Below are 26,038 nucleotides of genomic sequence, written 5' to 3'. Positions count from 1 at the left end.
AGCGCCGGCTCGACAATCCGCGCTACAATCGCAAACATGAATGACAAGAGTCCATCGATAGCCGATAAACCGCCGCGCGAGCGTATTTTGCTGACCGCGCACGATCTGTTTTACCGTGACGGAATCCGCGCCACCGGCATCGACAAAGTCATCGCCGAATCCGGCGTGACCAAGGTGACGTTTTACCGGCAATTCCCTAGCAAGAACGATTTGATTCTGGCGTTCTTGAATTACCGCCACCAGCGTTGGATGGCGTGGTTCGAGGACGCGCTGGCCCGCCACGGCGGCCGGGACGGTGGCGGCCTGGCGCCGGTAAGCTTGGCGCTGGCGGAGTGGTTCGACAACCCGTTGTTTCGCGGTTGTGCGTTTATCAATAGCGTCGCCGAGTTAGGCGGGGCGATGCCGGACGTGGTGGCGATCTGTCGAGACCATAAACAGGATATGGAGCGGGTAATAGCCCGCTTGCTGCCGGATGGCCCGATGCGCGGCCGTCTGGCCGAGGCGGCGGCGATTGCGGTGGATGGCGCCATCATCCGGGCGCAGGCCGAGCCTAATCGCCCAGACGACGAGGCCGCGCGGCGAGCCGCGCTACGCGGCTTGGAAACCTTGCTGGCGGCCTTGTCGGCCGCCGGCTTAGCCTGGGTTGAAGCGGCGCCAGATTAATTTTTCGAGCCCCACCATTGCATAAATAACCCAGCCGACCGCGACGATTAACAACCATTCCTCGCTGCCGATCGGCGCGCTGCCGAACAAGGCTTGCATGGTCGGCCAATAAGTGAATAGCAGTTGCAGTCCTATCATGCTTAATACGCCAAATATCACCCAGGGGTTGGAAAACACCCCGACCTTGAACATTGAGTAGCGCAACGAGCGGCAATTGAACAAATAAAACAATTCGCCGAATACAAAGACGTTGACCGCGACCGTGCGGGCCTTGGCGAGCGGTTCGCCGTGACTCAATTCCCACTCGAACAAACCGAACGCGCCGGCCAGCAACAGCACCCCGACCAGGCAAATTCGGAATGCCAAGTGCTTGGTGAGTATCGGTTGGTCGGGGCTGCGCGGCTTGCGCCGCATCAGGCCGGGTTCCTTGGGTTCGAAGGCCAGCATCAAGCCCAGCAACACGGCGGTGGTCATGTTGATCCACAAAATTTGCACCGGCGTGATCGGCAGGGCAACGTTGGCAAACACTGCGGCCGTTATCACCAAGCCTTCGCCGAGATTGGTCGGTAGGGTCCAGGCGATGAATTTGATCAGATTGTCGAACACGCCGCGGCCTTCCTCGATCGCGGCTTCGATGGTCGCGAAGTGGTCGTCCGTCAAAATCATCGCCGCGGCTTCCTTGGCGACTTCGGTGCCGCCCATGCCCATCGCGACGCCGATATTGGCTTGGCGTAGCGCGGGTGCGTCGTTGACGCCGTCGCCGGTCATCGCCACGACATGGCCGGCCGATTGTAGCGCTTCTACCAGTGCCAGCTTTTGTTCCGGGGCGATGCGGGCATAAACCGAGCAGGCCGCTAGCGTTGCAGGGTAATCGGCCGGCGCGAGCCGTTGCAACTCAACGCCACTGATCACTCGCTCGGCCTGGCGCATGCCGAGTTGCTTGGCGATGGCCAGCGCGGTGACCGGATGGTCGCCGGTAATCATTTTGACGGCGATGCCGGCCCGGTAGCAGGCGGCAATCGAGGCTACCGCTTCCGGCCGGGGCGGGTCCATCATTGCTTGCAGGCCGATCAGCGTGAGGCCGCCGGCGACTTCGGCGTGGGCAAGCGCGTCGTCTTGATGGTCGCGGCGGGCGAAGGCCAATACCCTCAGGCCCTGTTCGGCCATCTCTTCCAGTTGGCGAATCAGGCGCTCCTTGTTGAGCGCGACCGGCTGCATATGGGGGTCCAATGCGCTGTCGCAGCGGGCCAATACGCTTTCCAGCGCGCCTTTTACATAGATCCGCCGGCTGTCGGTCGTCGGGTCATGGTTCAGCGTTGCCATGAATTGGTGTTGCGATTCGAACGGGATCGCGTCCAGGCGGGGATGGGCGGTGCTGACGGCGGCATGGCGCAGACCGGCCTTGCGTGCGGCTACCAGCAGCGCGCCTTCGGTGGGGTCGCCTTCGATGCGCCAGTGGTTGGATTCGGCGATCAGACGGGCGTCGTTGCACAGTAAGCCAGCCTTCAGGCATTCCATTAGTGTTGGATAGCTTAGGTAGTCTATCGCTTGGCCGTTGTGGCGAAACTCGCCGTCCGGCGTGTAGCCGGAACCGCCGACCTGGAAATAGTCGCCGCCGGCGTATATTGCTTGTACCGTCATCTGGTTTTGGGTCAGCGTGCCGGTTTTGTCGGAACAGATGACGGTGGTGCTGCCCAAGGTTTCGACAGCCGGCAATTTGCGGACGATGGCGTTGCGCTTGGCCATTCGCGATACGCCGATCGCCAACGTGATCGTAATCGCGGCCGGCAAGCCTTCAGGTATCGCGCCGACCGCCAGCGCGACCGAGGCCATGAACATCTGCAGCATCGATTCGCCGCGCCAGACGCCGACCGCAAAGGTCAGCACCGCACAGCCGACGATGACCCACAACAGCCATTGGCTGAATTCACTCATTTTTTGGGTCAGCGGCGTATCCAGCTCGGTGGCGCTGGCGATCATCCGGTTGATTCGGCCGATTTCGGTACGGTCGCCGGTTTCGACGACGACGCCGACGCCGCTGCCGAACGTGACCAGCGTTGACGAATACCCCATGTTAGCGCGGTCGGCTAGCGCGGTTTCGTCGGCCAGCGTCATCTGGCGTTTTTCGATCGGCACCGATTCGCCGGTCAGGGCCGATTCGTCGATTTGCAGATCGCGGATGCGTAGTAGGCGCAGGTCGGCCGGCACCTTGTCGCCGGACTGCAACACGACGATGTCGCCGGGTACTAATTCCGGCGCGGCGACGGCGCGGCGCTGGCCGTCGCGCAACACCGTGGCGCCAACGCTTAACGCGCGCGCCAGGGCGTCGATGGCTCGGATCGCGTTGTATTCCTGAACAAAGCCGATCAGTGCGTTGACCACTACCACACCGAAGATGACGCTGCTGTCCACCCATTCTTCCAGGAATGCGGTAACCGCTCCGGACAGCAATAGGATGTAGACTAACGGTTGGTGAAATTGCGACAAAAATAGCCGGACCGGTCCCTTGCCGCGACGCGGCGTTAATCGGTTAGCCCCGTAATCGGCTAGGCGTTTTTCGACTTCTTCGGTCGCCAGGCCCTGGCCGATGTTGACGCGCAATTCGCGGAGCAGTCGATCTTCGGCGACGGCGTGCCAAACGGTTTTTTCGGCGGAGGGTGAACCGGCTTTGGCGGGTCGTTTTCTAATGGGCATCGGCTTCCTTGAGGCTGGCGAAAATTTGCGCTTGTTCCCCGGTAATTATAGGGTTATAGTCCGAATCGAGGCCTAAGGCCTTATTTTAGAAAAATAAAAACAAAACAATCGGAGGTAGTTATGGGTGGAGTCATCGAGCTGATGGTGCTGATGTTGATCATTGCCGTGTTCGCATTCGCGCCGCTAGGGTACTTTATTTACATGTATACGATGAAAAACGGCGAGCCTTTCGGCGACATCGAGCCGCATGGCGATAGCGAGTCGGCGTTGTTGAACAACGTTGCCAGAATCATTGAAATGGTCAGGCATAAAATCGGCAAATAAGTGTTAGGCGCATCGAAAAAGCCGGGGCAACCCGGCTTTTTTGCGACTATCGGTGTGAAACGCCGCCGCAGGTTGGGCAAGCCGGGTTGCGTTTTAGGCGCATGCCATGCCATTCCATCGTTAAACCGTCCAATAGTAGTAATCGGCCCGTCAACGGCTTGCCGCAACCGACTAGCAGCTTTATCGCTTCCAGCGCCTGCATGCTGCCGACGATGCCGGTGATTGGCGCTATCACGCCGTTTCTGGCGCAGTTTTGCAATTCCTCGCCGTCGTTTTGGTACAAACAGTTATAACACGGACTGTCGTCCCGGCCCGGTGTAAATACGCTGATTTGACCTTCGAAACGGATGGCCGCGCCCGACACCAGCGGTTTGCCGGCCGTTACGCAGGCGCGGTTGATCGCGAAACGGGTCGGAAAGTTATCGCTGCAATCCAGTACCAAGTCGGCTTCGGCAACTTCGCGCGTCAGAGTGTCTCCTGCCAGTTTTGCCTTGTGGGCCTCTACCGAGACCCCCGGATTGATCTTTTTCAAGGTCGCTCGGGTTGAAATCACTTTATCCAACCCTATATCGGCGGTGTCGTGAGCGATCTGGCGCTGTAAATTGCTCAAGTCCACTTGGTCGTCGTCGTAAACCACCAGTTTGCCGACGCCGGCGGCGGCCAGATACATCGCGGCCGGCGAGCCAAGCCCGCCCGCACCGACGATCAGCACCGAGGCGGACAGTAGTTTTTGTTGGCCGGCGATGTCGACCTGCGGCAGCATGATCTGACGGCTGTAGCGGAGTAATTGTTCGTCGTTCATATCTTGTAAGGCTGTCTGCAAGGACCAGATGATGCCAAAGAGCTTGACAGAGTGCAAAAGCGGGATATTATTAGCACTCGTCGATAGAGAGTGCTAATAACTCGGATGCGGTTTAAAAGCCGGTCCTTCGGATCGCTGGGGCTGAGTTTTAAAACGTTTCTTAACTTGTAACTTTAACTTTATCCATATTGAGGAGACCTTGATGAACATTCGTCCGTTACATGACCGTGTAGTCGTTAAACGCGTGGAAGAAGAAACCAAAACCGCCGGCGGCATCGTGTTGCCCGGTTCCGCGGCCGAAAAACCGAGCGAGGGTGAGGTGTTGGCGGTAGGTGCCGGCAAACCGCTCGATAACGGTCAAGTGCGCCCAATGGCGGTTAAAGTTGGCGATAAGGTGCTGTTCGGTAAATATTCCGGTACCGAAGTGAAAGTCGACGGCGAGCAATACATCGTCATGCGCGAAGAAGACATCATGGGTATCCTGGGTTAATCCCGGATTGCCTAACACACCACATTGATTTCAAACTCATTTTTAGGAATTAAGAAATGGCAGCAAAAGACGTAAAATTTGGTGGCGATGCCCGTGCATTGATGGTCGCGGGCGTTAATATTTTGGCCAACGCGGTAAAAGTCACCCTGGGCCCTAAAGGCCGTAACGCGGTTCTTGACAAAAGCTTCGGTGCCCCGACCATCACCAAGGACGGCGTATCAGTCGCGAAAGAAATCGAATTGAAAGACAAATTCGAAAACATGGGCGCGCAAATGGTCAAAGAAGTGGCGTCCAAAACCTCCGACGTCGCCGGCGACGGTACTACCACCGCCACCGTACTGGCGCAAGCCATCGTGAACGAAGGCCTGAAATCGGTTGCCGCCGGCATGAATCCGATGGATCTGAAACGCGGTATCGACAGTGCGGTAACCGCCGCCGTTGCTTCAATCGAGAAAGCGGCCATCCCTTGCAGCGATAGCAAAGCGATTGCACAAGTCGGCACCATCTCGGCCAACTCCGACGAGTCCGTCGGCGCGATCATCGCCGAAGCGATGGAAAAAGTCGGTAAGGAAGGCGTTATCACCGTCGAGGAAGGCACCGGTTTGAACAACGAACTGGACGTCGTCGAAGGTATGCAATTCGATCGCGGTTATTTGTCACCGTACTTCATCAACAAGCAAGAAAGCATGAGTGTCGAGCTGGACGATCCTTTCGTGTTGTTGTACGACAAAAAAATCTCCAACATCCGCGAAATGTTGCCGATTCTGGAAGGCGTGGCCAAATCAGGCCGTTCCTTGCTGATCATCGCCGAAGACGTCGAAGGCGAAGCCTTGGCGACGTTGGTGGTCAACAACATGCGCGGTATCGTGAAAGTCGCGGCAGTGAAAGCCCCTGGCTTTGGCGACCGTCGTAAAGCCATGCTGGAAGACATCGCGGTTCTGACCGGTGGCGTCGTGATTTCGGAAGAAGTCGGTTTGTCTCTGGAAAAAGCCGACATCAGCCAATTGGGTACCGCGAAACGCGTCCAAATCAATAAAGAAAACACCACTATCATCGACGGTGCCGGTGACGAAAGCCAAATCAAAGGCCGCGTCGCGCAAATTCGCGCGCAAGCCGACGAAGCGACTTCCGATTACGATCGTGAAAAACTGCAAGAACGTCTGGCCAAACTGGCTGGCGGCGTAGCGGTCATTAAAGTCGGCGCCGCGACCGAAGTGGAAATGAAAGAGAAGAAAGCCCGCGTGGAGGATGCGTTGCATTCAACCCGCGCCGCGGTTGAAGAGGGCGTCGTGGCCGGTGGCGGTACCGCGTTGATCCGCGCCTTGTCCGCGTTGGACGGCCTGAAAGGTATCAACCACGATCAAGACGTAGGTATTAGCATCCTGCGCCGCGCGATGGAAGAACCTTTGCGCCAAATCGTCACCAACGCCGGCGATGAAGCGTCCGTGGTACTGAACGAAGTCAAAAAAGGCAGCGGTAACTTCGGTTACAACGCGGCAACCGGCGAATACGGCGACATGATCGCGATGGGTATTTTGGACCCCGCGAAAGTCACCCGCTCCGCGTTGCAAAACGCCGCATCCGTGGCTGGTCTGATGATTACCACCGAAGTAATGATCGCCGACGCGCCGGCCGACAACAAAGCTCCGGCAATGCCTGACATGGGCGGCATGGGCGGCATGGGCGGCATGATGTAATCGTGCCGTTTAGCTCACGCTAAATCAACCCCGGTCTTCGCAGGAAGCCGGGGTTTTTTATTGCCGGCGGAAAGATCGGCGCGAAGAAAAAAGGTGGCAGTGGTGGTGCAAAACTTCTCGGTGTTGATTGCCGACGACAACGACCTCAATCGCTGGTTGTTGCGCGAACAACTGGAAAATTGGACGGGCAATATCCACGAAGCCAGCGACGGTTTGCAAGCTTGGCACACGTTGCGACAGACCGAATTCCGCATCGTATTCCTGGATGTGAATATGCCGGGACTCGACGGTCTGGCGTTGATCGACAAATTGCGTACTAGCGAAGTGAGCTGGAGCGGTGTTCCGGCCGTAGCGGTGACCGCTCATGCCGGCGAGGACCAACGTCAGGCCGCGATGGCGGCCGGATTTGACGATTATTTGGTAAAACCTATCCGGCTGGAGCACTTGCGGCAAGTCCTGGACCGATGGTTGGAGCCCGAGAGGCCCGGTGAATACGGTGCTTGTCTGTTGCGTAAAACCGGCGACAACCGCCGCCTAACGTTTAATTTGTTGGAACAGTTTTTCGCGGAATTGCCCGGCCAAGTTGCCGACATAGATGACGCGCTGCAGCAGGGGCGCGACGAAGAGGCCTGGAAGATCGTGCATAATTTGCACGGCACGTTTTGCTTTTTCGAGTTCGCCGATTGCCGGGCGCTAGTGGCGGCGTTGGAAACGGCTATCAAACATGATTCACGGTTGGTTCCGGCGAGTTTTCGAGCATTTCAAGTCAGAATGACATGGCTAACGGCGAACAAAGCTGCCGTTATGCAAGGCTTGATTGCCGACTAAACCAAGACAAGACCCTTATTTCAGCTCGTCCAGCAGGGCTTGAGCGGCGGCTTGCTGTTGTTTGGAGCCCTTTTCGAGGACATCGTTGGCGATGGATTTCGCGGTTTCGGTATCGCCCATGTCGATGTAGGCTTTGGCCAGATCGATTTTGGTCTCGAATTCGTCCATATCGGTCAGGTCGGCAACGCCTAAGTCGGGCGTGCCGTCCGCGCTGGTCGGTACGATCGGCGCGTCGAAGTCGAAATTGAAATCGAACTCGTCGTCGCTGGTCGTCAAACCGGGCGATTCGCTGGTGCTGGCAGATTTAGAGTTATCCTCAAAACCGGAAAAATCGAAACTATCCAGTTCTAGGGTTTCAATGGTTGGCGACGTGTCCTTGGGTTTCGGTTTGGCGGGTTCGGAAAAATCCAGTTCGAAGTCGAAATCGAAGCTGTCCGGCACCGTGGAACTTGCCGTCTGTTTCGGATCGGCGGCTTTGTCCGCGGGAATTTCCAGGCCCGAAAGGTCGAACGACTCTAGTTCCAGCTCCGTGCCGGCCGGCGTGGGTTCCGGTGTTCTGTGGGACTGTTTAGGGAGGGGCGCTTGCTCGACATCGAAGTTGAAGTCGAAACTTTCCAACTCGTCGGTATCGGTCGCGAGCTGCTTAGCGCTAGCCGGTTCGTCCTGGGGTAGCTCGGTCGGCGTTTCCGGAGCGGTCAAAGAGAACTCAAAGCTCTCGATTTCAGGTTCCGCGCGAGCCGTTGTCGGCGTGACCGCTTCGGTAACGGCTTTGCTGTCCGCGGCAAAGGCGGCCAGATCGAAGTCTAAAGAATCGGGCGTCGAAACGATGGCGTCGGACTTGCGGGTTGCCGATTGGACCGTGCCGATTTCGAAATCCAGACTTTCCAGGTCATCGTTAGTCGAGGATGATGCGGAGGTCAGATCGTTTAAGTCGAAATCCAGGCCGTCGCTTAAACTGGCGTTGAGATCCAAATCCAATTCGGCGAAGTCGTCGTCCAGCGAAAACTCGGTCTCGGCGCTTTGCGCGGCGACCGGTGCCGGTTTGACGGTTTCGACCGGAGCGGGCGCCGCGACGCCGCTTCCACCGAATAGCGGCAGATCGGGAGCGATTTCCATCGCCATGTCGCTGACCTTGTTCCAAAAGGTCTTGTCGGCGGTTTTGCCGGCCGCGGCGAGCTCTTCGACAAATTGCACGAATCCGCTTCTGTTCTCGCTGGCGTAAAAAATTTCCAGCAGCTTCAGTTTACATTCATCGCGGTGCGGTTGTTCGCTGATCGCGGTGCGCATCAATTCTTCGGCTTGTTGGTAGCGGCCGTAAGCGAGATAGACATCGGCTTCCGAAATCGGGTCGATTTCGTTTTGATCGGTATCGAATGCGTCGAAATCGCTAGGCGTGAAGTCGCTGATAAACGAGCTTTCGCCAACGGTACCGACGTCGTAATCGTCGGTGCTGCTGATGTCCATGACCGGCACCGACAGGCTGCTTTCGGTGTCCGGCATCCGGATTTGGCTGGCCGACGCGAACATGCTTTCGGTGTTGGTACGTTCGTCGATTTTCCGCTTACGCCATAGCAGCCAGCCGAGCAGACCCAGCATGCCGGTGCCCAGGCCGCCGACGCCCCAGTAATATAAATCGGAATCGAAGAAACTCGGCTCCTCGACAGGCGGCGGTACCACAACGGGCGGTGGCGGTCGTTTTCGCGGTTTGGCGGGCTCTGCTTGGGCCGGCGCCGGTTGTGCGACCTCGGCTACCGGCGCCGGCGTGGTCACGGCGGGCGCGGGAGGAGGCTCGGGAGCGGCGACCGGCGGCTGAGTCGGATTCGCGGACGCTTGTTGGCTAGGCGCGGGTTGCGGTTGGGGCGGTGGCGCGACGGAATCCGCTGGCGTCTGGGCCGGTTTGTTGTTTTGCAAGGTGGCGAGTTGTTGGTCCTTTAATGCCAACAACTGTTGCATCATGCCCAGTTGTTGTTCCAGCTTTTCGATTCGGGCCTGCAGTTCCAGCGCCTTGCCGTCGCCGGTTTGATCAGAAGCGCCGCCAATACCGGCTTGCGCGGTTTTTTCAGCGGTCTTGGCTTGGCTGGCGACTACCGCGTGTTCCGGAATTTTCGATTCGGCAGGTGCCACCAGTTCCAGCGGTTTGGCAATCGAGGCTTCGGCCGGTTTGCGGGCGCTGGATTTCGCGGTTTCGGCGCGCGGCGGTTTCGCTTGGGCTTGCGCCATGCCGTCGGCCGCCGGAATTTTCAGAACCGCGCCTTCCTTCAGCGAATTGATATTGCCGTTGAAAGCGCCGGGGTTCGCTTTGTACAAAGCATTGAGCATCTGTTGCGCCGATACGCCGCGTTCTTCACTGAGTTGCGTCGCGATGCTCCACAAGGTGTCGGAACGTTGCACCGGGCCGAACTCGCCGTCGGTCGAGATGGGTTGAGTAGGTTCGGGGGGGGCGGCATTGCGGATCGCCTTTCGCGGCGCGCTACGTATTGGTCGTTGCACGGGTTCCAGCGGTTCGGCGCTGAAGGGCGTCGCATCGACTGCCGGAAGGACCGCTTGATTATAGCTGGTGGGCGGATCGATCAGCAGTGTGAACTCTCGCGTCATACTGCCTTGCGGCCAAGTGACTTCAAGCAGGAAATCCAGAAAAGGTTCGGTGACGACTTCTCGGGTTGTGACTTTGACCAGGATGCCGCCGTCGGCCTGTACCACCGGTTCTAAACGAAGCTTGGACAGGAAGTAATTCCAAGGTACGCCGGCCTGATCGAACTTTTCCGGCGGCGCCAATCTGACCGAGACGTCGCTAGGGTTCTCGCCGTCGGCGACGCTTAGGCGGATTTGCGCATTCAGGTTTTGGTTCAGCGAAGAGTGCAATTGTATGTCGCCAATGCCCAGCGATTGACCGCTGACGGGGGCCAGCAGGGAAACAACCGCTAAAGTCTTAGTAAAATGGCGCACATTGCTTTCCTTCACTGGTATATACCTCGGTACTGGCGGAATCGCAGGTTGGACATGGGCTAAGGTTAGCCTAGATGTAACTTTTTACCAGAACCTCGGCGATCTGCACACTGTTAAGCGCGGCACCTTTCCGGACATTGTCGCCGACCACCCACAGGTCGATTCCCGTCGGGTGGGAAATGTCCTCGCGGATGCGCCCGACGAACACATCGTCGTTGCCGGCCGACTCGGTCACCGCGGTCGGGTAGCCGCCGTTCGCCCGTTCGTCCAACAGGGTCACGCCAGGAGCCTTGCTCAGCAGTTCGCGTACTTGCTCGGCGCTGATCTTTTGCTTGGTCTCGATGTGCACGGCTTCGGAATGGCCGAAGAACACCGGTACCCGAACCGCCGTCGGGTTGACCAGAATACTGTCGTCCCCCATGATTTTGCGGGTTTCCCAGACCATTTTCATTTCTTCCTTGGTGTAGCCGTTGTCCATGAACACGTCGATTTGCGGCAACACGTTGAAGGCAATTTGCTTGGGGTAAACCTTGGGTTCGATCGGCTTGGCGTTGAGCAGGTTAGCGGTTTGAGTTGCCAGCTCCTCGATCGCTTCCTTGCCGGTACCGGACACGGCCTGGTAGGTAGCTACGTTGATGCGGCTGATGCCGACCGCGTCGTGGATTGGTTTCAAGGCCACCAGCATTTGTATCGTCGAACAGTTCGGATTGGCAATGATGCCGCGATTTTTGTAATCGGCGACTTTCTCCGGATTGACCTCGGGCACGACCAACGGAATATCGTCGTCGTAGCGAAATTGCGAAGTGTTGTCGATGACCACGCAGCCCGCGGCGGCCGCCTTCGGCGCGTACTCGGCGGACACCGAGGCACCCGGCGAGAACAGGCCGATTTGGACTTTGGAAAAATCGAAAGTCGCCAGATCTTCGACGACTAGCGAGCCGCCCTTGAACGGAATGCGCTTGCCGGCGGAGCGTTCGCTGGCCAGCGCATAGACTTTTCCGACCGGAAAATTGCGCTGTTCCAGGATTTCTATCATCGTCTCGCCGACCGCGCCGGTGGCGCCGACGACGGCAACATCATAGGTTTTTGCCATGGTCTTAAGCTCCTTTCAACGCGCCGAGGACGGCGTCGCCCATGCCGGAGGTACTGACCTTGGTCATGCCTTCCGAGTAGATGTCGGCGGTGCGGACGCCGCTGTCCAACGCACTATTGACCGCTTGCTCGATGCGCTCCGCGGCATCGTTGCGATTGAAGGTGTAGCGCAGCATCATCGCCACCGACAATATCGTCGCCAGCGGATTGGCGATGCCCTGGCCCGCGATGTCGGGCGCCGAGCCATGGATCGGTTCGTACATGCCCTTGGCATTGGCGTCCAACGAGGCCGACGGCAGCATGCCGATCGAGCCGGTCAGCATCGCGGCGATATCGGACAGAATGTCGCCGAACATATTGGTGGTGACCAACACGTCGAACTGCTTGGGCGCGCGCACCAATTGCATGGCCGCGTTATCGACGTACATGTGGCTCAGCGCCACGTCCGGATAGTCCTTACCGACTTCCGTCATCACGCCGCGCCACAGTTCGGTGACTTCCAACACGTTGGCCTTATCCACCGAACACAACTTCTTGTTACGTTTTTGGGCGATCTTGAAGGCCGAATGGGCAATACGGCGGATTTCCGATTCGCTGTAGATTTTGGTATTGATGCCGACTTTCTCGCCGTTTTCGGCGACATGCACCCCGCGCGGCTGGCCGAAATAGATGCCGCCGGTCAATTCGCGGACGATCATGATGTCCAGGCCGGACACCACTTCCGGCTTCAGCGTCGAGGCATCGACCAGTTGCGGATAGAGAATCGCCGGCCGCAAATTCGAGAACAGATTCAGTTCCGAACGAATGCCGAGCAGGCCGCGCTCCGGGCGCACCGCGTGAGCCAACGGCTCCCATTTCGGGCCGCCGACCGCGCCGAGCAGCACCGCATCGGCATTTTTGCACAGGTTCAGGGTTTGCTGGGGCAGCGGCGTGCCGAAGGCGTCGTAGGCGGCGCCACCGACTAGCGCATTTTCAAAACTCAAGCCCAAACCCATGTCGGCGTTCAGAAAGCTCAGCACTTTCACCGCTTCGGCAACAATTTCCGGGCCTATGCCGTCGCCGGGCAATACTGCGATTTTTTTAGTCATCTATCTACCTATCTAAACTGAAGCGTTCTGAAACAGCCACGGAGCGCGTTTGGCGCGTTCGACCTCGTAGGCTTTGATTTTGTCGGCATGCTGCAAGGTCAAACCAATATCGTCCAAGCCGTTCAACAAGCGGAAACGGCGGTTTTCATCCACGCTGAACGCGACCGTCGCGCCGCCGGGTGTGGTGATGGTTTGCTCGTGCAAATCGATGGTCAATCGGTAGCCGTCCGCGACTTCCTTGAACAAACGGTCAACCGTTTCCGCCGGCAATACGATGGGCAGGACGCCGTTCTTGAAGCAATTATTGAAGAAAATATCGGCAAAGCTGGGTGCGATGATGGCCCGGAAACCGTAATCTTCCAAGGCCCATGGCGCGTGTTCGCGCGATGAGCCGCAGCCGAAGTTCTCGCGGGTCAGCAGGATTTGCGCGCCTTGATATTGCGGCTGGTTCAGTACGAAATCCGGATTCAGCGGCCGCTGGCTGCAATCCATCTCCGGTTCGCCGCGATCCAGATAGCGCCATTCGTCGAACAAGTAGGGGCCGAAGCCGGCGCGGCGGATCGATTTCAAAAATTGCTTGGGAATGATTGCGTCGGTATCGACGTTGGCCCTGTCCAGCGGCGCGACCAATGCTGTTAAGGTGGTAAAGGCCTGCATGATTAGCGTTCCTCCGCGATATTGACGAAATGGCCGGCGATCGCGGCAGCGGCAGCCATCGCCGGGCTGACCAAGTGGGTGCGGCCGCCGTAGCCTTGGCGGCCTTCGAAGTTGCGGTTCGAAGTCGAGGCGCAATGTTCGCCGGCTTCCAGGCGGTCGGCGTTCATCGCCAGACACATCGAGCAGCCGGGCTCTCGCCATTCGAAGCCGGCGGCGGTAAAGAGCTTGTCCAAGCCTTCGGCTTCGGCTTGCTGTTTGACCAGGCCGGAGCCGGGCACGATCAGTACTTGCTTGACCGAATCGGCCTTGCGGCGGCCGTTAATGACCGCGGCGGCGGCGCGCAGGTCTTCGATGCGCGAGTTGGTGCAGGAACCGATGAAGACCCGATCGACCGGGATGTCGGTAATTTTTTGATTGGCCCGCAAGCCCATGTATTGCAAGGCGCGCAACATGCCTTCGCGTTTGACCGGATCGCTCTCGGCGGCTGGGTCGGGTACGGCGGCATCGACCGCCACCACCATTTCCGGCGAGGTGCCCCAGGTGACTTGGGGTTTGATGTCGGCGGCGTTCAATTCGACGATTTTGTCGAATTTGGCGTCGGCGTCGGAATGCAGGTTTTGCCAGTAGCGCACCGCCATGTGCCAGTCATCGCCTTGGGGCGAGTAAGGGCGACCGTGGTAATAGTCGATAGTCACATCGTCGACCGCCACCAGTCCGGCGCGGGCGCCGGCCTCGATCGCCATGTTGCAGACCGTCATGCGGCCTTCCATGCTCAGCGCGCGGATCGCATCGCCGCCGAATTCTATCGTGTAACCGGTGCCGCCGGCGGTGCCGATCCGACCGATAATGGCCAGCACGATGTCCTTGGCGGTGACGCCCTGACCGGCTTGGCCGTCCACTTTAATCAGCATGTTCTTGGCTTTCTTTTGCACCAGGCATTGGGTCGCCAGCGCGTGTTCGACCTCGGATGTGCCGATGCCGAAAGCCAGCGCCGCCGAGGCGCCGTGGGTCGAGGTGTGCGAGTCGCCGCAAACCACGGTCATGCCGGGAAGGGTCGCGCCTTGCTCGGGGCCGATGACATGGACGATGCCTTGACGCAAGTCGTTCATGTCGAATTCAGTGATGCCGAATTCGGCGCAGTTTCGGTCCAGGGTTTCGACTTGCAAGCGCGATACCGGATCGGCGATGCCTTGGTGGCGGTCGCTGGTCGGCACGTTATGGTCGGCGACCGCCAGGTTGCGGGCAATGCGCCAAGGCTTGCGGCCGGACAGGCGCAAACCGTCGAAGGCTTGCGGCGAAGTCACTTCGTGCAGCAATTGCCGGTCTATATAAATCAGGCACGAGCCATCGTCTTCGGTGTGAACGACGTGATCGTCCCAGAGTTTGTCGTATAAGGTTTTACCTGCCATCGCGGGTTCTCTTTTATCTGTAGGGTACGCAATGCGTACCGAATTCAAGCTGGAAGGTACGCGGTGCGTACCCTACGCCAATGCAGCGAACAATTTGTCGGTGATGTCTTGCACCGAACCGACGCCGGCAATCGACGCGAATTTGGCGGATTGTCCCGGCGCAGAATAAAAGCCGACCAGCGGCTTGGTTTGTTCGTGGTAGACGCTTAGGCGCTTGCGCACCGTGTCTTCCCGGTCGTCGTCGCGTTGTATCAGCGCTTCGCCGGTGACGTCGTCGATGCCTTCGGCTTTCGGCGGATTGAACACGACGTGGTAACTGCGGCCCGAGGCCGGATGCACCCGGCGGCCGCTCATGCGTTTGATGATTTCCTCGTCGTCGACGGCGATTTCGACCACGTAATCCAGCTCAACACCCATGTTCGCCAGCCCTTCGGCTTGAGCGATAGTGCGTGGGAAGCCGTCCAGCAGAAAGCCGTTGGCGCAGTCAGCTTGGGCGATGCGCTCCTTGATTAGTCCCAAAATGATGTCGTCGGAGACCAGGCCGCCGGCGTCCATCACTTTCTTGGCTTCCAGGCCTAGCGGCGTACCTTCGCGGACCGCGGCGCGCAACATGTCACCGGTCGAGATTTGCGGAATCGCATATTTCTCGGTGATGAACTGGGCCTGGGTGCCTTTACCTGAACCTGGACTACCTAACAGGATGATACGCATAGCTATGACTCCGGAGCATGAATCAGGCGGGTCTTGCCTGGGAAAAGATGGAAAGGATTGACGGTTTCGGCGTGGCGCGAGTCCGCCGTTAAAAAACCCGGCATTTTATCGCAATTGACTGAGCTTGCCGTTAAAAACTTGTCAAGGATTTTCTGCTTGGAAATCGGCATGGTTGGCCAGTCGCGCGAACTCGGCCAGCGAGATCGACTCGGCGCGTAAATTGGCGTCGATGCCCAGTCGCTCGAACAGTTCGGGGCCGACTAAGCCCTTCAACGAGTTGCGAATGGTTTTGCGACGTTGGGTAAAGGCCTGGCCGACCAGTTGCGAGAAATTGCGGAAGTTCGCGACGTCGACCGGAGCTTGTGCGTGCGGCGCCAGTCGGACGATGGCCGACATCACTTTGGGTGCCGGATCGAAACTTTCCGGCGTGACGTCGAATAACGCTTCGGTTTCGCAGAAATACTGCATCATCACGCTGAGGCGGCCGTATTGTTTTCCGCCCGGCTCGGCGCAGATCCGCTCGACGACTTCCTTCTGCAGCATGAAATGCATGTCTTCGATACAACGGGTGTTTTCCACTAAATGGAACATCAGCGGCGTCGAGATGTTGTAGGGCAGATTGCCGATGACGCGCAACTTCTCGCCGGGTTGGGCGAGCGCGGCGAAGTCGAAACTCAGGGCGTCGGCGCTGTGTATCGTCAGTTCGGCGCGGCCGGCGTATTGTTTTTGCAGGCGGGCGACCAGATCGCGGTCCAGTTCGACGACGTCGAGCCGGATGCCGCTGTCCAGCAAGGGTTTGGTCAGCGCGCCCAAGCCGGGACCGATCTCGACCCAGTGCTCGCCGGCTGCCGGGTGGGCGTGCGCCAAGATATTGTTGATGATCGCGGAATCGTGCAAGAAGTTTTGGCCGAAGCGTTTACGGGGCTGGTGAGTCATGGGCGATGCGGAGTCGAGGGTGGCGGAGTGTGTCGGCCTCGCGGCCGCAAAGCCGGAGATTGTAGGGCATTTGCTTGGTCCGCGGGCAATGTAGAGAGTGGGCGGAAGGCCGTCGCGGGGCATTTGTAAGGTTTGCGACAAATTTCTCGCCGCCGGCCGGCTTGTCATGTCGGTGTTGCGCCAAGCGGCCGGGGAAGTCCGCAAAATCCCTGGATTTACGCACTTGGCAAGTGTTTTGCTTTAAGCCTAGCAAGGGTGAGGTTAAGCCCAAATCACCGAATTGTTGCTGATTTGTATCGAGGTTCCAGCATGACATTTCCCGCTCGTTCCATCGTAATCGACGATACCACGCTCCGCGACGGCGAACAGTCGGCCGGTGTCGTGTTCTCGCTGGACGAAAAGCTGAATATCGCCAAACAACTGGCCGAACTAGGCGTGCCCGAGTTGGAAATCGGCATCCCGGCGATGGGCGAGCAAGAGCGGGAAGAGATCAAAGCCATTGCCGCGTTGGGCTTGTCCAGTCATTTGCTGGTGTGGTCGCGGATGCGTCAGGAAGATTTACAACACTGTTTGGGCTTGGGTGTCGATACCGTCGATTTGTCGGTTTCGGCTTCGGACCAGCACATTCAGCACAAACTGAAACAAAGCCGCGCCTGGGTGTTGGCAACGATAGATCGTTGCGTAAAGGCGGCGCTGGATGCCGGCATGCGAGTTTGCGTCGGTGCCGAGGATGCTTCCCGCGCCGATAGCGATTTCCTGGCGCAAATGGCCGAAACGGCGCAAGCCGCCGGCGCTTGCCGAATCCGTTTCGCCGATACCGTCGGCGTGATGGAGCCGTTCGGCGTTCACGATGCGATTCGCAAGCTGCGGGCCGTTACCGACATGGACATCGAAATGCATGCCCACGACGATCTGGGTTTGGCGACCGCCAACACCTTGGCCGCCGCGCTAGCCGGAGCGACTCACGTAAACACCACCGTCAACGGTTTGGGCGAACGCGCCGGCAATGCCGCGCTGGAGGAAGTCGTGGTCGGCTTGAAGCAACTGTATGGTATCGAGTCCGGCGTCGATTTACGCAATTTTCCGGCCTTGTCTCATCGAGTGGCGACCGCGTCGGGCGACACGATAGGCAGCCGCAAAAGCCTGATCGGTCGCGACGTGTTCAGTCACGAAGCCGGCATCCATGTCGATGGTTTGTTGAAAGATCCCGCGAACTATCAAGGTGTCGATCCGGCGCTGGTCGGCCGCAGTCATCAATTGGTGCTGGGCAAGCATTCCGGCAGCCAAGGCGTCGTCCACGCCTACCGGCAACTCGGTATCCAGATTAACCGCTGGCAGGCCGGCCGTCTGCTACCGATGATCCGGCAATTCGTCAGCGTCAACAAACGCGCGCCGCAATCGGCCGATCTGAATCTGTTTTTACATAGCCTATAAGCGAGGTGTCCGATGAGTAGCAAGCGTCAAAAATCAGCCGTGCCGGTCAACGGTAAAGTGGAAGCGCCGGTTAGCAATTTGCCTCGGGACGAAGCGCCGGACGATCGTTATCCGGGGACCTTTTTCCGGGTGCCGGGCGTGCCAATGCCGGGTAAAACGACTTGGAGCTTAGCAAAATGATGTTCTTCTCGCCCTCCCGCATCGCTGCCACACCCGGCTTATGGCGGGATTGGCGGGAAGACGTGGCCTGCGTATTCGCTCGCGATCCCGCCGCCCGCGGTTGGTTGGAAGTCTTGTTGGCCTATCCCGGCGTGCACGCGGTATTGCTATACCGGGTCACTCACCGTTTATGGTTGGCCGACTGGAAGTTGACGGCCCGATTGTTGGCTGCGTTCGCCCGCTGGCTGACCAACGTCGATATCCATCCGGGCGCCACGATAGGTAAGCGCTTTTTCATCGACCACGGCGCTTGTGTCGTGATTGGCGAGACCGCCGAAATCGGTAACGACGTGACGATGTACCACGGCGTGACCTTGGGCGGCACCACTTGGAACAAGGAAAAACGCCACCCGACGCTCGGCGACAACGTGTTGATCGGTGCCGGCGCCAAAATACTCGGCGCGATCACGCTCGGTAACAATGTCCGGGTGGGCGCCAACTCGGTGGTCATCAAGGACGTACCGGCCTGCTGTACCGTGATTGGGATTCCCGGCCGGATCATTCAGCAAAAAGGCGTGAAGATTCAAGATCCGCGCGGTATCGATTTGGATCACCACCTGGTCCCCGATCCGGTCGGTAAAGCCATCAACTGTCTGGTTGAGCGTTTGGACGAGCTGGAAAACAATCAGAAACGTTTCGTGGTGGCCGAGGAAACCTGCGGCAGCTGCGAGGCGGAAGGGGTTTGCCACGGCGAAGAATCGCCGGTCAAACTGCGAACCGCGGCGGGTGGCAAATAATGGATTTGTTACAGTTCGACGCTCAGGATTTGTATTACGAGCAGGATGACTCTCAGGAAGTGCAGGATTTGATCAAATATGCGTCCGAGCGCTATGCCAACGGCGATGCGGAGTTGCCGCTATTGCAAGCCTTCCTGAGGGCGCCCGAGTCATTGAACGTTTTGGTTTCGTTGAATCGTTTCTACTACTACCAGCACCGCTTGGCGGAAGCCTTGATCATTTCGGAGCGGGCGCTGGCCTTGATTCGGCCCGGCATCGATTTCCCGGAAGATTGGCGAGCACTGGAACGTAGCCATGTTACCGAAGCGCCTAAGGAATTATTGACCCGCGTTCGCTTCTACCTGTTTACGTTGAAGTCGATCGGATTTTTGAACATGCGTTTGGAAAATCTCGAGTTGAGCCGGGCCATATTCGAAAAACTGGTGGCCTTGGACGATAAGGACCGGATCGGCGCGCAAGGCTTATTGGAATTGGTGGTGCGGCGCCAGGAAGCGGCCGAAGGTATTTTTCGGTTGCCGGACGTGTTCGGGTAAGCATAGCCCCCGCGACGGAAGTAAATAACCCTGGGCGATATTGTTTCGCTCACTCAACCTGAAGGTGAATGCCGTGATTAAACGAAAATCCGATCCGTTTTTAGCGCAGACCTCGACGATGTTATTGATTTTATTGGTCGTATACCTGACTGGCGCCAATGCGGCGCTGCCTGGTGTCGATTTCCCGTTATCGATGAGGTAATTCTGATGAGTTTTGAAGAAGAAATGGAAGAGATGGAAGCCGCCGAGGACTTCCTGGTGTATTTCGGGCTGGAATACGACGCGACCGTGGTTCACGTTAATCGGCTGCACATTTTGCAACGTTTCCACGATTATCTGAGCCAAGCCAAGAGCAGCATGCCGGAAGACGAAGACGCGATGCGGGAAGTGTATAAAAAACTATTGCAACGCGCTTACGGCGATTTCGTCGGCTCCGACGCGCAAACCGAGAAGGTTTTCAAAGTCTTCAAGATGATGGAACCGCAAACCGTATTCGTATCACTGGGCGATATAAAAACATGATAGAAGAACGCTTCGACGAAGAACGCTTCGAATTCGGCGAAGCCGTTCGGGTCACCCGTAACGTGCGCAACGATGGCACCTATCCCGGCATGGAAATCGGCGACTTGCTGATACGGCGGGGTAGTGTCGGCAACGTCATCGAAGTCGGCACTTTTTTGCAGGACCAGGTGATTTACACCGTGCACTTCCTGAACCACGGCCGCATGGTCGGTTGTCGGGCCGAAGAGTTGATCTCGGCCGACGCGGTTTGGAAGCCCAGTCGCTTTGAGTTTCGCGACAAGGTCAAATGCACGATAGACCTGGGCGTGCAAGGCAACGTCATCGCCGCCAAGGGTAGCGACGGCGAGATATTGAAGGTGCTGCGCGAAACCGAACCCTTGCAATACCACGTGCGCTTTCCCGGCCGAACCCTGCAAGTGCCGGAGAGCGTGTTGGAACCGGCCGATCCGAGCAAGTTCCGAGAACCGGAGGAGTAACGATGAACCAGACGGCGGACGTCAAAATAGAGCCCTATACTTTGCTGCGAGCGGCGTTGAACCTGTTCAAGAAAGCGCCGGCCGAACTTGAGCAGCCACAGTTGAAGCAAGTCGAGATACAGGCCCGCAACGAATTCGAAATCGAGAACCGGGTGTTGAGCTCCGACGAGGCCACCGGGGTGGTGATTTCCGACATCGAACTGGAAAGGGCTTATCAGGACGTGCGTGGTCGTTTCGAGGACGAAGACGGTTTTATCGCGGCCTTGGAGGCCAATCATCTGGACGAACAGGCGTTGCGGAGCGCCTTACACCGGCAATGTCGGGTCAATACGGTACTTGAGCGCGTCGCGGCGCGGGCGCCGAAGGTTAACGAGGTCGAGATCGGCATTTTCTACCACTCGCATCCCGAGAAATTTCACAAACCCGAGCAACGCAAGGCTCGGCATATCGTGATCAGCATCAATCCGGATTTTCCGGAAAACACTCGGGAGAAAGCCCTGGAGCGGATGACCGAGGTACTCGAAACGCTGCATCGCAAGCCGCATAAATTCGCCGATCTGGCCTTGAAGCATTCGGAGTGTCCGACCGCGATGCAAGGCGGAGAGCTGGGTACCGTGGCGGCCGGTGTGTTATATCCGGAACTCGACGCGGTCTTGTTCGCGCTTAAGGAAGGCGGCTTTAGCGATGTTGTCGAGACCGAAATGGGCTTTCACGTGATTCAATGCCTAAAAATCATCCCGGCGGAAACGCTGTCGTTGAAGAAAGCAACCCCAAAGATTCAGCAAATCATGCAGGATCGTTATCGCAGAAACTGCCAGCGCACTTGGTTGGCCAGTCTGCCCGCAATCAAGAGGAGTGTTTAACATGGTAAAAGAACCCAAGCATTGTTCGTTTTGCGGCATAGAAGCGTCAGCCTCGGTGCCTATGATCGCGGGCACCGAAGGTTACATCTGCGAAGCCTGTGTTACGTTGGCTAGCCAGGTGGTTTCCAGCTGGGGCAAGAAGAAGGAACTGGCCGACATGCAAGGCCCGTTGCCCAAGCCCAAGGAAATGAAAAAAATGCTCGATCAATACGTGATCGGGCAAGACTTGGCCAAGGAAATTCTGTCGGTCGCCGTTTACAACCACTACAAGCGCCTCAAGCACGAGACCAGCAAAACCGGCGGTTTGGGCGATGCCGACCCGAAAGTCGAAATCGGCAAATCCAACATCTTGATGATAGGCCCCTCAGGCACCGGTAAAACGCTGTTGGCCAGTACCTTGGCGAAAATTGTCGGCGTGCCTTTCGCGGTGGCCGACGCGACGACGCTGACTCAGGCCGGTTATGTTGGCGACGACGTCGAAAACATCCTGGTACGTTTGCTGGACGTGGCCGACGGCCAGATCAGCAAGGCCGAATGGGGTATCGTCTACATCGACGAAGTAGACAAGATCGCGCGCAGTCCCGAGCAAGCCTTCGGTACCCGAGACGTGTCCGGCGAAGGCGTGCAGCAAGCGCTGCTACGTTTGGTGGAAGGCTCGCAAGTCAAGGTGCCGACCAAGGGTCGCCGTAAGGACCACAGCGGCAGCGATTCGGTGATGGTCGATACCAGCAATATTCTGTTCATCGCCGGCGGTGCGTTTCCCGGCTTGGAAAAGCACGTCGAAAAACGCTTGCAACCGCCGAAAACCGCGATCGGCTTCCACGCCGAAGTCAGCAATCCCGACGACAAGCCGACCCTGGAAGCGATGTTGAACGCCACCCAGCCGGACGATTTGAAACGTTTCGGTTTGATTCCGGAATTCATCGGTCGCTTCCCGGTTTTGGCGCCGCTGGAACCGCTGGACGTCGACGCGTTGATTCAGGTGTTGACCGAACCGAAAAACGCGCTGGTCAAGCAATATCAGCAATTGTTCGCCTTCGACGACGTCGAGTTGGAGCTGACCCAGGACGCCTTGGTGGAAATCGCCGAGAAAGCCATCGCCCGCAATACTGGGGCGCGCGGTTTACGCGGCATCATGGAACACGTCTTGCGTAAAACCATGTTCGAGTTGCCATCCAAGGATAACGTGACTCGCTGTATCGTCAATGCCGAAGTCATCCGCGGCGAAGCGGAAATTCAGGTGGTCGAGCGCGACAATCCGGACGAACCCGATCTGCAACGCTCGTCGGCGGGCTAACCGCCAAGGACGCCGACCACTTGGCCGGCGTCCTCATTCCCAATTCAATCAGGCTTAATTTATGAGCACTCAAACCACCAAAGAAAAGATCTTGCAACAATTGGCCGAAAATCCGGTGATTATTTATATGAAAGGCGTGCCCAGCGCGCCCGAATGCGGTTTTTCGGCGAAAGCGGTCGGTATCTTGAATGAAACCAAGGTGCCGTTTACCTACGTTAACGTGATGAAAGCGCCGTTCATTCGCGAGCGTTTGCCTTCGGTCTCGAAATGGCCGACCTTTCCGCAGTTATTCATCAACGGCGAACTGATTGGTGGGGCCGACATCGTGGAATCGATGTACAACGACGGCAGCTTGCTACCGTTGCTGCAAGCGGCGGTGTCACCGGCCGATCCGGTTGCCGCCAGCCAAACCATTACCCATTCCGAAGTCGAAGCCCTGATTCTGAGCGCCTATCCTGGCGCCAAAATCGAAATCGAGGGCCAGGGCTGCGACTTGGGTATCGTCGTCGTCAGCGAACTGTTTGTCGGACAGACCATGATTAAGCAACACCAAGGCGTCATGGAAACCCTGAGCGAACCGCTGGCTTCCGGCCGTCTGCACGCGGTGACGCTGAAGACGTTTACGCCGGAACAACAAGCCGCGCAGCAACCGGCCGCCAATCCGGGCTTGCTGCAAATTCAACTCTAATTTCGTCAACAAGGAGTAAACCATATGGCAAAAGTAGGCATTTTCTTTGGAACCGATACCGGCAACACCCGCAAGTTTGCCAAGCAAATCTCCAGCAAGCTGGGCGATGTCGCGGACAAACCGGTCAACATTAACAAAGCCTCGGTCGACGACCTGCTGGCTTACGATGTATTGATCCTGGGCTCGCCAACCTATGGCGAAGGCGAATTGCCGGGTATGAGCGCGGGTCACGACAACGAAAGTTGGGAAGAATTTTTACCGACCGTCACCGGCGCGGATTTCAGCGGCAAAACCGTTGCGCTGTACGGCTTGGGCGACCAGGAAGGCTATCCCGGCCACTTCGTCGATGCACTGGGCTTTTTGTACGATGCGTTCGCCGACGCCGGCGCCAACATCGTAGGCTTTACCAGTACCGAAGGTTACGAGTTTAAAAAATCCAAAGCCTTGATGGGCGACCAGTTCGTCGGTTTGGCGCTGGACGAAGACAATCAAAAAGAGTTGAGCGAAGGTCGTCTGACCGCTTGGCTGGATTCGATTTCTTCTGCCTGGGCATAACGGCCCATGATCGAAGAACAGGCTGTGGTGACCCGAGTCGGCCTTGACGGACGGCCTTGGATCAAAAGCCTGCAAACCAGTGCCTGCGGCGCTTGTCTGCAAAAGCAGTCGTGCGGGACCGCAACGCTGGCAAAAGTATTACCCAAGCGTGAATTCGCCGTCGATTCCGAACTGGCCCTGCAAGCCGGAGATCGGGTCGTCGTCGCGATCGATGACAGTCATTTGGTGTTGACTTCGCTGTTACTGTATTTGCTACCGCTATTGCTGATGTTCGGGGGGCTAGGACTGGCGCAATGGCTAATACCGGCCGCGCTGATCGATGTTTGGTTACCGGAAATTGCCCTGTCCACGCTCTTGCTTGGTTTCTGGCTGATACACCGCGCGCAAAATCTGTTGTTGCTGCAACTCTGTTTTCGACCTCAAATTATCCGCAAATTGGCCGGCGAAGCCTGATCGTTGGCTTTCCTCTCGAATTCCTATCCTCGCTCCGAAAATCTTGGCATTTTGCCTTTTCGGGTAAACGGCATGCCAACGGCCGGGCGCTCGAACATTATTCTGCGCGTCATCCTACTCCTTGAACCCGTTGGATTTAGATCAATTCAAGTTGGAATGATCGATAGTCGCCGGATTTATAAGGCGTTCTATCGTGCAAAGCCAAGTTGGCGAAGGCGTACCGCTCAAGATCGGTGAAAAGCGCTTTGCAAGCGCCTCGCGTTCATGTGCCGACTGTTGAAAATTGTCGCGGGCGCGACAAATCCATGGGCAAATTGTTGTGTTGTTGGACACCGCACTCGAATTCGACGCCGGATTTCTGGACGAAATCGGTTAAAACCCTGTATATAAGCGGGTTTTATCGTCTTGATTTTGATGGCACCTAAATTGCTTAACAGAGGCTTGAAAATCCCGGATTTTCAGCGTTGCGGCGGACGAGGGACGCGGTTCGTCGTCGGTGTAAGCTCAGTTGTAGAGGTGATGAAATGATCGAAGTGTTGATGGTATCCCTGGTAATGCTGGTGGTGGCGGTTTGCGCGTTTGCGCCGCTGGGCTGCACGATATTCGCGCAATCCAAAACGGCGGTAGCGGCGAAAGCCAAGGTCAGCGAGTCCGTGACGGAGTTTTCCGGTATTTTGGTACCGGAAGATTCGGTTTTAAAACGCCATTTTCTGGCACAGTTGCAAGCCGAAATTGAAGCGACGCTGTTTCCGCGTCCAACCGATTCGATGCTGCAACGCCACTATGACGCTTTGGTCGCGTCGGAGTTGGAAAGCCGTTTGGCCGGTGGCCGTTAAACGCCACGGTTAGGCGGAGAAAAGGGTCGCCGGCTTTGCCGCGCGGCCCTTTTTTTGTGTGGATGGCTCGCTTTACCGGGGTGTTACCTAATGCTTTCTAAAGGTCTTTTAAGCATACGGTATGACGGAAAGCGGTTTTTAGTAGAGCTAACATCGTTTCGGTGAATTGTCGTTGCTCGGGGTCATGACCGTGAGTTACGGAAAACACTCTTCAATGGATCAACCCGTGTCGCATATCCAACTACGCAGGGCCGGCTAGCGCGAGTCTCGTGGCTAGGATGCGTCCATCTTGTAACCGAAGCCGCGCACGGTCTTCAACAGTTTGGGCTCGTAGTCGTCGTCGATTTTTCGGCGCAATTGTCGGATATAGACGTCCACGACATTGGTCAGCGGGTCGGCGCTGTATCCCCACACTTGTTCGAGAATACGGGTACGGCTTAGTACCTTGCCGGGCATGCGCATAAAGCATTCCAGCAATGCGAATTCCTTGGGCGTCAGCTCGATGGGGCTATCGCCGCGGCGGACTTCGTGGGTCTCGCCGTTTAGCGACAGGTCTGCAATGCGCAATTCCTTGGCGTCCACTTTCAATTCGCCGCCGCGTCGCCGCATCAAGGCCTCGATGCGGGCTAATAATTCTTCAAAAGCGAAGGGCTTGGTCATGTAATCGTCGGCGCCAGCGCGCAGGCCGGTGACTTTATCCTGTACGGTATCCTTGGCGGTTAGCATCAAAATCGGCGTTTCGACGCCGTTTTCGCGCAGCCGTTCGCAAACTTCGCGGCCGTTCATGTCGGGTAGGCCCAGGTCGAGAATAATGACTTGAAAGCCGCCTTCGGCGGCCAGCAATATCGCTTCCTGGCCGCCGCCGGCCCGCTCCACCGCATAGCCTTCCGCTTTCAAGCCGCGCTGCACGAAGTCGACGATGCGCTTGTCGTCTTCGACCAGTAGGATTCGCATATAGCCGTTTTCGGGGGAGGGGGTATATTGGTTTTTTTCGTTCATGGCTAGCCAGTTGGGGATTGCTTGGACAAGGGAAGAGCGATCGTAAACGTCGAACCGGCGCTCTCGGTACTGCTGACCGAGATCCGCCC

At 57.5% G+C, this 26,038-nt stretch carries 28 protein-coding genes; 18 read left to right on the top strand and 10 right to left on the bottom strand.

Translation table 11 applies throughout. The features are described from left to right. Window positions 1-36 precede the first annotated feature (36 nt). Window positions 37-663: a TetR/AcrR family transcriptional regulator gene (locus BJL95_RS01150; RefSeq protein WP_071154948.1), complete on the top strand. Its 627-nt coding sequence runs from the start codon at window positions 37-39 to the stop codon at window positions 661-663. Here the strand turns inward: BJL95_RS01150 and BJL95_RS01145 are convergent. After that, window positions 634-3,357 (bottom strand): cation-transporting P-type ATPase, encoded by a 2,724-nt coding sequence (locus BJL95_RS01145; protein ID WP_071154947.1) that lies wholly within the window; start codon window positions 3,355-3,357, stop codon window positions 634-636. The two genes, BJL95_RS01150 and BJL95_RS01145, sit on opposite strands and share 30 nt — an antisense overlap. Window positions 3,358-3,477: 120 nt before the next feature. On the opposite strand from BJL95_RS01145, the gene BJL95_RS01140 reads away from it, so the two are divergent. After that, on the top strand, window positions 3,478-3,681 hold the full coding sequence (locus tag BJL95_RS01140; protein ID WP_064023965.1) for a hypothetical protein: 204 nt from the start codon (window positions 3,478-3,480) through the stop codon (window positions 3,679-3,681). Window positions 3,682-3,727: 46 nt separating this feature from the next. On the opposite strand, the gene BJL95_RS01135 is transcribed toward BJL95_RS01140, so the two are convergent. Continuing rightward, window positions 3,728-4,483, bottom strand: a complete 756-nt coding sequence (locus BJL95_RS01135) for a molybdopterin-synthase adenylyltransferase MoeB (RefSeq protein ID WP_071154946.1) — start codon at window positions 4,481-4,483, stop codon at window positions 3,728-3,730. A 202-nt stretch (window positions 4,484-4,685) separates the two neighbouring features. On the opposite strand from BJL95_RS01135, the gene groES reads away from it, so the two are divergent. From groES to BJL95_RS01120, 3 genes are all read left to right on the top strand, one after another. Next, entirely contained in the window at window positions 4,686-4,973 is a 288-nt protein-coding gene (gene groES, locus BJL95_RS01130) for a co-chaperone GroES (RefSeq protein WP_064023967.1), read from the top strand. 56 nt (window positions 4,974-5,029) lie between these two features. Then, a complete protein-coding gene (gene groL, locus BJL95_RS01125; protein WP_064023968.1) occupies window positions 5,030-6,670 on the top strand; it encodes a chaperonin GroEL in 1,641 nt (546 codons plus the stop codon). Window positions 6,671-6,763: 93 nt separating this feature from the next. Beyond that, window positions 6,764-7,498 (top strand): response regulator, encoded by a 735-nt coding sequence (locus tag BJL95_RS01120; protein WP_071154945.1) that lies wholly within the window; start codon window positions 6,764-6,766, stop codon window positions 7,496-7,498. A 15-nt stretch (window positions 7,499-7,513) separates the two neighbouring features. On the opposite strand, the gene BJL95_RS25870 is transcribed toward BJL95_RS01120, so the two are convergent. The 7 genes from BJL95_RS25870 to rsmA all read right to left on the bottom strand — a co-directional run bounded on the left by BJL95_RS25870 (window position 7,514) and on the right by rsmA (window position 16,337). Next, a complete protein-coding gene (locus tag BJL95_RS25870; RefSeq protein WP_139306075.1) occupies window positions 7,514-10,444 on the bottom strand; it encodes a FimV/HubP family polar landmark protein in 2,931 nt (976 codons plus the stop codon). A gap of 70 nt (window positions 10,445-10,514) precedes the next feature. Continuing rightward, a complete protein-coding gene (locus BJL95_RS01110; protein WP_064031302.1) occupies window positions 10,515-11,537 on the bottom strand; it encodes an aspartate-semialdehyde dehydrogenase in 1,023 nt (340 codons plus the stop codon). A 4-nt stretch (window positions 11,538-11,541) separates the two neighbouring features. After that, a complete protein-coding gene (gene leuB, locus BJL95_RS01105) occupies window positions 11,542-12,624 on the bottom strand; it encodes a 3-isopropylmalate dehydrogenase (protein ID WP_071154943.1) in 1,083 nt (360 codons plus the stop codon). Between the two features lie 12 nt (window positions 12,625-12,636). After that, a complete protein-coding gene (gene leuD / locus BJL95_RS01100) occupies window positions 12,637-13,281 on the bottom strand; it encodes a 3-isopropylmalate dehydratase small subunit (RefSeq protein WP_071154942.1) in 645 nt (214 codons plus the stop codon). 2 nt (window positions 13,282-13,283) lie between these two features. Continuing rightward, entirely contained in the window at window positions 13,284-14,690 is a 1,407-nt protein-coding gene (gene leuC, locus BJL95_RS01095) for a 3-isopropylmalate dehydratase large subunit (protein WP_071154941.1), read from the bottom strand. Window positions 14,691-14,762: 72 nt separating this feature from the next. Continuing rightward, window positions 14,763-15,401, bottom strand: a complete 639-nt coding sequence (adk, locus tag BJL95_RS01090) for an adenylate kinase (RefSeq protein WP_071154940.1) — start codon at window positions 15,399-15,401, stop codon at window positions 14,763-14,765. A 141-nt stretch (window positions 15,402-15,542) separates the two neighbouring features. Continuing rightward, window positions 15,543-16,337: a 16S rRNA (adenine(1518)-N(6)/adenine(1519)-N(6))-dimethyltransferase RsmA gene (rsmA, locus tag BJL95_RS01085; RefSeq protein ID WP_071154939.1), complete on the bottom strand. Its 795-nt coding sequence runs from the start codon at window positions 16,335-16,337 to the stop codon at window positions 15,543-15,545. Window positions 16,338-16,646: 309 nt separating this feature from the next. On the opposite strand from rsmA, the gene nifV reads away from it, so the two are divergent. The 13 genes from nifV to BJL95_RS01030 all read left to right on the top strand — a co-directional run bounded on the left by nifV (window position 16,647) and on the right by BJL95_RS01030 (window position 24,950). Next, window positions 16,647-17,771: a homocitrate synthase gene (nifV, locus tag BJL95_RS01080; RefSeq protein ID WP_071154938.1), complete on the top strand. Its 1,125-nt coding sequence runs from the start codon at window positions 16,647-16,649 to the stop codon at window positions 17,769-17,771. Window positions 17,772-17,783: 12 nt separating this feature from the next. After that, on the top strand, window positions 17,784-17,951 hold the full coding sequence (locus BJL95_RS25000; RefSeq protein ID WP_175463626.1) for a hypothetical protein: 168 nt from the start codon (window positions 17,784-17,786) through the stop codon (window positions 17,949-17,951). After that, complete coding sequence (cysE, locus tag BJL95_RS01075) at window positions 17,948-18,727, top strand: serine O-acetyltransferase (RefSeq protein WP_064031295.1); 780 nt, start codon at window positions 17,948-17,950, stop codon at window positions 18,725-18,727. Before BJL95_RS25000 ends, cysE begins: the two co-directional genes overlap by 4 nt. Then, entirely contained in the window at window positions 18,727-19,260 is a 534-nt protein-coding gene (locus tag BJL95_RS01070) for a hypothetical protein (RefSeq protein ID WP_064031294.1), read from the top strand. Before cysE ends, BJL95_RS01070 begins: the two co-directional genes overlap by 1 nt. Window positions 19,261-19,333: 73 nt before the next feature. Continuing rightward, complete coding sequence (locus BJL95_RS25865) at window positions 19,334-19,462, top strand: hypothetical protein (RefSeq protein WP_269454770.1); 129 nt, start codon at window positions 19,334-19,336, stop codon at window positions 19,460-19,462. Window positions 19,463-19,467: 5 nt separating this feature from the next. Next, window positions 19,468-19,782, top strand: a complete 315-nt coding sequence (gene nifW, locus BJL95_RS01065; RefSeq protein WP_064031293.1) for a nitrogenase-stabilizing/protective protein NifW — start codon at window positions 19,468-19,470, stop codon at window positions 19,780-19,782. Then, window positions 19,779-20,258 (top strand): nitrogen fixation protein NifZ, encoded by a 480-nt coding sequence (locus BJL95_RS01060; protein ID WP_064031292.1) that lies wholly within the window; start codon window positions 19,779-19,781, stop codon window positions 20,256-20,258. The genes nifW and BJL95_RS01060 overlap by 4 nt, the downstream gene beginning before the upstream one ends. Before the next feature lie 2 nt (window positions 20,259-20,260). Next, window positions 20,261-21,121, top strand: coding sequence for a nitrogen fixation protein NifM (gene nifM / locus BJL95_RS01055; RefSeq protein ID WP_064031291.1), 861 nt, complete (start codon window positions 20,261-20,263; stop codon window positions 21,119-21,121). A gap of 1 nt (window position 21,122) precedes the next feature. After that, a complete protein-coding gene (gene clpX / locus BJL95_RS01050) occupies window positions 21,123-22,418 on the top strand; it encodes an ATP-dependent Clp protease ATP-binding subunit ClpX (protein ID WP_064031290.1) in 1,296 nt (431 codons plus the stop codon). Between the two features lie 61 nt (window positions 22,419-22,479). After that, window positions 22,480-23,106, top strand: coding sequence for a Grx4 family monothiol glutaredoxin (grxD, locus tag BJL95_RS01045; protein WP_071154937.1), 627 nt, complete (start codon window positions 22,480-22,482; stop codon window positions 23,104-23,106). A 24-nt stretch (window positions 23,107-23,130) separates the two neighbouring features. Continuing rightward, window positions 23,131-23,661, top strand: a complete 531-nt coding sequence (locus BJL95_RS01040; protein ID WP_064031288.1) for a flavodoxin — start codon at window positions 23,131-23,133, stop codon at window positions 23,659-23,661. Window positions 23,662-23,667: 6 nt separating this feature from the next. Further along, the gene (locus BJL95_RS01035) at window positions 23,668-24,114 is read left to right on the top strand and encodes a SoxR reducing system RseC family protein (RefSeq protein WP_064031287.1); all 447 of its coding nucleotides are present in this window, start codon (window positions 23,668-23,670) and stop codon (window positions 24,112-24,114) included. A 524-nt stretch (window positions 24,115-24,638) separates the two neighbouring features. After that, complete coding sequence (locus BJL95_RS01030; RefSeq protein ID WP_064031286.1) at window positions 24,639-24,950, top strand: hypothetical protein; 312 nt, start codon at window positions 24,639-24,641, stop codon at window positions 24,948-24,950. Window positions 24,951-25,223: 273 nt separating this feature from the next. On the opposite strand, the gene BJL95_RS01025 is transcribed toward BJL95_RS01030, so the two are convergent. Beyond that, window positions 25,224-26,038: response regulator transcription factor (locus BJL95_RS01025; protein WP_368086593.1), on the bottom strand; the 815-nt coding region annotated here is incomplete at its 5' end.

It is taken from the genome of Methylomonas sp. LWB, assembly GCF_001856095.1.
Taxonomy (GTDB): Bacteria; Pseudomonadota; Gammaproteobacteria; order Methylococcales; family Methylomonadaceae; genus Methylomonas; species Methylomonas koyamae_A.
The sequence above is the reverse complement of the archived record's forward strand: the minus strand, read 5'-3'. Positions and strand labels throughout refer to the sequence as shown.